Source organism: Micrococcus sp. KRD012, from assembly GCF_017168555.1.
GTDB classification, from domain to species: domain Bacteria; phylum Actinomycetota; class Actinomycetes; order Actinomycetales; family Micrococcaceae; genus Micrococcus; species Micrococcus luteus.
In genome coordinates, this window is record NZ_JABFBB010000022.1 from 7,655 (window position 1) to 13,552 (window position 5,898).

6 protein-coding genes are annotated in these 5,898 nt (G+C 71.4%); 3 read left to right on the forward strand and 3 right to left on the reverse strand.

Annotation, left to right across the window (positions count from 1 at the left end; translation table 11 throughout):
• Positions 1-386: 386 nt before the first annotated feature.
• The 3 genes from J1M37_RS09335 to J1M37_RS09340 are packed head-to-tail and all read left to right on the forward strand — an operon-like array spanning position 387 to position 2,478.
• Complete coding sequence (locus J1M37_RS09335) at positions 387-2,084, forward strand: sodium:solute symporter family protein (protein WP_206452483.1); 1,698 nt, start codon at positions 387-389, stop codon at positions 2,082-2,084.
• 34 nt (positions 2,085-2,118) lie between these two features.
• Positions 2,119-2,247, forward strand: a complete 129-nt coding sequence (locus J1M37_RS11575) for a putative transporter small subunit (RefSeq protein ID WP_036339645.1) — start codon at positions 2,119-2,121, stop codon at positions 2,245-2,247.
• A gap of 21 nt (positions 2,248-2,268) precedes the next feature.
• Positions 2,269-2,478, forward strand: coding sequence for a hypothetical protein (locus J1M37_RS09340; protein WP_206452484.1), 210 nt, complete (start codon positions 2,269-2,271; stop codon positions 2,476-2,478).
• 31 nt (positions 2,479-2,509) lie between these two features.
• Here the strand turns inward: J1M37_RS09340 and J1M37_RS09345 are convergent, their stop codons facing one another.
• The 3 genes from J1M37_RS09345 to J1M37_RS09355 are packed head-to-tail and all read right to left on the reverse strand — an operon-like array spanning position 2,510 to position 5,702.
• The gene (locus tag J1M37_RS09345; protein WP_206452485.1) at positions 2,510-3,205 is read right to left on the reverse strand and encodes a LutC/YkgG family protein; all 696 of its coding nucleotides are present in this window, start codon (positions 3,203-3,205) and stop codon (positions 2,510-2,512) included.
• On the reverse strand, positions 3,202-4,842 hold the full coding sequence (locus tag J1M37_RS09350) for a LutB/LldF family L-lactate oxidation iron-sulfur protein (RefSeq protein WP_206452486.1): 1,641 nt from the start codon (positions 4,840-4,842) through the stop codon (positions 3,202-3,204). The genes J1M37_RS09345 and J1M37_RS09350 overlap by 4 nt, the downstream gene beginning before the upstream one ends.
• Positions 4,839-5,702 carry a (Fe-S)-binding protein gene (locus J1M37_RS09355; protein WP_036313467.1) on the reverse strand — a complete coding sequence of 288 codons (864 nt, stop codon included), beginning with the start codon at positions 5,700-5,702 and terminating at the stop codon, positions 4,839-4,841. Before J1M37_RS09355 ends, J1M37_RS09350 begins: the two co-directional genes overlap by 4 nt.
• Positions 5,703-5,898: the final 196 nt, after the last annotated feature.

The window sequence follows — 5,898 nt, forward strand, 5'->3', positions numbered from 1 at the left end:
TGTATAAGAGACAGGAGCCGGGGGGAACGGTCATCCGCCCATTCTGTCCGGCTTCTGCGCCGGGCACTCATGCTCCCCGCCCTGCTGAAAAGGCTCTATGTTTTTGCCATTTCTGCGCCGATCATGTGATGATCGCGCCATCCGGGTGGGCTCGTTCCGCCAGGATGCCGGTGTTGACAGCGCCGCCCAGGGCCGAGGGACCGCGATGGCTTGAGCAGAGAGCTCGCCGTTCGTGGACTCGGGACCCGGCGGGATGCCCTCCACCTCCCCGGCCCCCTGGCCGCGACGTGATCGGTACGCCACCTTCCGCCCTGCGGAGCCGTGCCCTGACCGGACCGCGCCGGGGGATCGGGACGTCCACAGTCACTCGTGCGAAAGGAAGTCCGATGCCGCCCTCCCAGGACGCAGCATCCCTGACCCAGCTCGGCGTGATCGGGGTGATCCTGCTCGTCGCGCTGTTCTACGGCGGGACCATGATCATGTCCGTGGCCATCTCCAAGAAGAAGGAGAACGCCGACGCCTACATGACGGCCGGCAATCGGATCGGCTTCGGCGTGTCCGCCGCCTCCATGACGGCCACCTGGATCTGGGCCGCCTCCATGTACGCCTCCGTGACCGCCGGCTACACGTACGGCGTCTCCGGCCCCCTCCACTACGGCCTCTGGGGCGCCCTGATGATCCTGTTCATCTACCCGTTCGGCCGCCGCATCCGCGCGGTCGCGCCGCGCGCCCACACCCTCGCCGAGGTCATGTACGCCCGGCACGGCCGCTCGTCGCAGCTCATGCTGGCCGGCTCCAACGTGCTCGGCTCCGTCATCTCCCTGACCTCCAACTTCATCGCCGGCGGCGCCCTGATCTCCCTGCTGTCCCCGCTGTCCTTCGGCGCGGGCATCCTGATCGTGGCCGCGGGCGTGCTGCTGTACACCCTGTGGTCCGGCTTCCGCGCCTCCGTGCTCACCGACTTCGCCCAGGTGATGGCCATGCTCGGTGCGACCGTCATCATCATCCCCGCCGTGTTCTTCGCCGCCGGCGGCCCGGGCATGTTCCAGGCCGGCGTCGAGGCCGGCCACGTCACGGCCCAGCAGCAGAGCTTCTTCTCCTCCGAGGCGTTCATGAACCAGGGGGCGCCGTACATCGCCGCCGTGCTGGCCTACGCGATCGGCAACCAGACCATCGCCCAGCGCCTCTTCGCCGTGCGTGAGGACCTCATCAAGCCCACCTTCATCACGGCCACCCTCGGCTACGGCGGCACCGTGATCGGCGTCGGCATGCTCGGCGTCATGGCGCTCTACCTGGGCGCCGAGCCGCTCGACGGCGACGTCAACAACCTCCTGCCGCAGATGGTCGCCGACCACCTGCCGCTGGCGCTCGTGGCCCTGGCGTTCCTGATGATCATCGGCTCGCTGTCCTCCACTGCCGACTCGGACCTGTCCGCCCTCTCGTCGATCGTGATGACGGACGTCTACGGCCAGTCGGTCGGCCGCAAGAACGCCGACCCGAAGACCATGCTGCTGATCGGCCGCATCACCATGATCGTGGCGACGGCGGCGGCCCTGTACTTCGCCACCGCCAAGTTCGACATCCTCGACCTGCTGGTCTTCGTGGGCGCCCTGTGGGGCTGCCTCGTGTTCCCCGTGATCGCGTCCTTCTACTGGGGCAGGATCACCAACGCCGCGTTCACGGTGTCCGTGCTCGCCGCGCTGGCCGTGTTCCTGCCCGTGCGCTTCGAGTGGATCCCGATCGAGGGCGCCTGGGCGATCGTGGTCGAGACCCTCGCGATCCTCGGCGTGGGCGTCGTGCTGGGCATCATGTGCTTCGGCTTCTTCGGCCTGCGCCCGGCGGTCGTGGTCGGCGCGATCGCCTCGGTCGTGACGCTGTTCCTCGGCTACGGCTTCCTGCGGGACTACGCCACCCTCACGGGCTCGCTCGTGGCCTACGCCGTGTCCTTCCTCGTGTGCTGGGGGCTGTCCGTCCGCTCCGGCCAGGACTTCGACTTCGACCGGATCGCGCGCGTGACCGGCGACTTCGACCCCGCGACCGAGGACCTGCCGCAGGTCGAGCGCGCCTCGGCCCCCGTGTCCTGATCCCCCCGTCCCCCGACTCACAAGGAGCATCCGCATGACCGTCGGTCTGACCCTGTACGTCCTGATGTGGCCCGTCCTCGTGCTGGCCGTCCTCGTCGCGATCGCCCGCGGCTTCGTCGCCGACTGGGCCGCGGCCCGTCGGGAGGGCCGCTCGATCATCTGAGGCATCCGCCGGGGGCTGACCGTGACCCTGGTGGTCCTCGCCCTCGACGCGGTCTTCGGCCTGACCCCCGCCGAGACCTCGGCCGCCATCCCGGGCATCGCCGGACTCGGCCACATGCTCGTGACCGCCGGTCCCGCGCTGCTGTTCGTCGCCCTGGACAGCGGCGTGCGGGAGCGTCAGGCCCACCTCGAGACGGGCCGCGCCGGCGGCACCGTCGTCGAGGGGGCCTGACCCGCCCGACCCCTGCCCGACCGCGCCCGCGTCAGCGAGCGCGGTCGAGCAGGATCACGTCCAGGCGGCGCGGACCGTGCACGCCTTCGACGCGCTCGAGCTCGATGTCACTCGTGGCCGAGGGGCCGGAGATCATGGTGATCGGCGCCGTCGCCTCCACGCGGGCCAGCGCCTCCGGGAAGAGCTCCACCACGGAGTCCAGCGGCACGATGCACACGTGGTGGTCCGGGACCAGGGTGATCGCCCGGCGGCCCTCGTCCGGGCGGCCGCTGAGGAAGATCGTCCCGGTCTCCGCGCAGGAGACCGTCGACGACGTCACCACCGCGTCCACCTCGTTCAGCGTGTCCACGCTGAGGGGCTCGCGCTCGCCGTCGTGGGCGCCGCGGACCGCGGCCCTCTCCCCCGTGTGGCCCACCGCGGGCTCCGTGATGCGCTCCCGGCCGGCCCCGCGCGAGTCCGCGGGGAGCCAGTCGGGCTCCAGACCGGCCGGCACCACGTACCGGGCGTCCGGCCCGAGCAGCTCGGCGATGGCCGCGGCCACCGTCTCCTCGGTCTCGTCCCGCACGGAGGCCCGGTAGTCGATCAGCCGATCGCGCAGCATCTCGACCACCTCGGCCCGGTCCCGGGAGGAGGCCCGCCGGTAGGTGCGCTGCACCGGGTCCGCGACCGGCCCGTCCGCCGTCGCCTCGCGGATGCGCCGCAGGATCTCGACCTTCGCCTCGCTCATCGTCCGTCCTCCTCGACGCGCTCGTCCTCCTGGCGGTCCAGCCCGGCGACACCGTCCAGGGCGGTCCGGTGCTCGGTCTCATCCTTGTGGCGGGCCCACCAGTTGCGGAAGGACTCCCGCGGGGGCGCCGGCACGTCACGCTCGTCGGTCCACCCGCCGGCGATGCCCGGCAGCCAACCCAGCACCCGGTCCGGCCCGGCCGCGACCCGGCCCAACCCCAGGCCCCGCTCGGCCAGCGACATGCGCCGACCCGAGGACATCACCACGGAGGCGCCCTTCATCGCCACGTCCATCTGCGAGGGCGTGACGGACTCCACCGCCGCCTTGGCGCGGGCCAGGGGGCCGGCAGCGGCGTCCTTCTCCGTGCGCAGGGCCTTCCGGGCGGCGTGGGTGGCCTGCACGTCCTCGTCCCGGAGGTGGATGAGGATCGAGGGGATGTCGATGGCCACGGGGCAGACGTCGTAGCACGCGCCGCACAGCGTGGAGGCGTAGGGCAGGGTGCCGTTCTCCCCCGCGTCCACACCGGTGAGCTGCGGGGAGAGGATCGCGCCGATCGGGCCCGGGTAGACCGAGCCGTAGGCGTGGCCGCCGGTCTGCTCGTACACGGGGCACACGTTCATGCACGCCGAGCAGCGGATGCAGTGCAGCGCGGAACGGCCCTTCGGGTCGGACAGCACCGCGGAGCGGCCGTTGTCCAGCAGGACCAGGTGGAACTCCTGAGGACCGTCGCCCTCGGTGACGCCCGTCCACATGGAGGTGTACGGGTTCATCCGCTCGCCCGTGGACGAGCGCGGCAGCAGCTGCAGGAACACCTCGAGGTCCTCGAAGGTGGGCACGAGCTTCTCGATGCCCATCACGGTGATCAGCGTCTCCGGCAGGGTCAGGCACATGCGGCCGTTGCCCTCCGACTCGACGACGGAGAGCGTGCCCGTCTCGGCGACGCCGAAGTTCGCCCCGGAGATCGCCACCTTCGTGCTCAGGAACTTCTCGCGCAGGTGCCGGCGTGCGGCCTCGGCCAGATCGGCCGGCTCGGAGGTGAGGCTCTCGTCCGTGTCCGGCATCTCCCGGAGGAAGATATCCCGGATCTCCCGGCGATTGCGATGGATCGCCGGGACGAGGATGTGGCTGGGCCGGTCGTGGCCGAGCTGGACGATGAGCTCGGCCAGGTCCGTCTCGACGGCGGCCACGCCGGCATGCTCGAGCGCGGCGTCCAGGCCGATCTCCTGGGTGGCCATGGACTTGACCTTGATCACCTCGTCCACGCCCTTGGCGGTGACGAGCTCCGTGATGATGCGGTTGGCCTCGGCCGCGTCCCGGGCCCAGTGCACGACGCCGCCGCGCGCGGTGACCTCGGACTCGAGCCGCTCCAGGAGCGCGGGCAGGTCCGCCATGACGGACTGCTTCAGCGCGGAGCCGGCGGCGCGCAGCTCCTGCCAGTCCGGCAGCTCCTCGACGACGCCGGCACGCTTGGCACGGATGGTGTGCGTGGCCCGGCGGATGTTGGCGCGCATCTGGCCGTTCCCCAGCTGCTCGCGGGCAGACTCGGGGAACGGGGTGTTCAGCAGGATCTCGCCCTCGCCGTGGACGGGGCGGACGGTGGGCATTCCCAGGCGCACGCGGGTGGGTACGGTGCTCATCGGCGGGCCTCCTCAACACGGGCGGACGGTCCGCGGCGGGCGCCGGCGGACGCGGGGATGGACAGTTCGACGGGGCCGTCGACCTCGAGCGGGTTCTCCCGGGTGGCCGCGAGGATCTCGGCGAGGTGCACGGTGCGCAGCGGGCGGCCGTCCTGGCCGCGCGCCTCGCGACGGTGCATGGCCCCGTCCAGGTGGAGCAGGCAGGAGGCGTCGCCGCCCGTGCAGAGGGAGGCGCCGGACGCGGTGACCTTCTCGATCTTCTCCTCCGCGATGGCGGCGGAGACGTCCGGGTTCTTCAGGGAGAAGGTGCCGCCGAAGCCGCAGCACTCCTCGGCGTCCGGCAGCGGGCGCAGGTCGATGTCCGCGACGGTGCGCAGCAGGTCCTCCTGGCGCGAGCCCAGGCGCAGCAGGCGCATGCCGTGGCAGGAGGGGTGGTAGGTCACGGTGTGCGGGAACCAGGAGCCGAGCTGGGCCCCGGCGTCCGTCACCCCGAGGACGTCCGTGAGCAGCTGCGACAGCTCGAGGGTGCGGGAGGCGACGACCTCGGCGTCGCGGGCCAGACCCTCGTCCCCGCCGGAGCGGGCGACGTCCGGCTGCTGGTGGCCGAGCGAGGCCACGCAGGAGGCGGAGGGGGCGACGGCGAGGTCGTAGTCGGCCTTCATGAAGGTGCGGACGTGGTTGCGCACCACGGGCAGGGCGTCCTTCACGTACCCGCTGTTGACGTGCATCTGCGAGCAGCAGACCTGGCCGGGCGGGAAGACCACCTCATGGCCGAGCCGCTCGAGGATGCGGACGGTGGCGAGGGCCACCTTGGGGTACATCGCGTCCACGATGCACGTGGCGAACAGGGCGATTCTCATGCCGGTCTCCGTTCCGGACGGGGCGCCTGGGGCGCCGTGCGGTGCGCCAGCACACGGGTGCCGTAGTGGTCAGACCATATCATGCCAGCCTCTTGCAAGGTGACCACCCTCACAGTACGCTCCTTGGTCTGACCACAGTGGTCCGACCATCACCGGCCCGACCGGATCCCGCCCCGTCCCCTCGCCCACCGGGAGA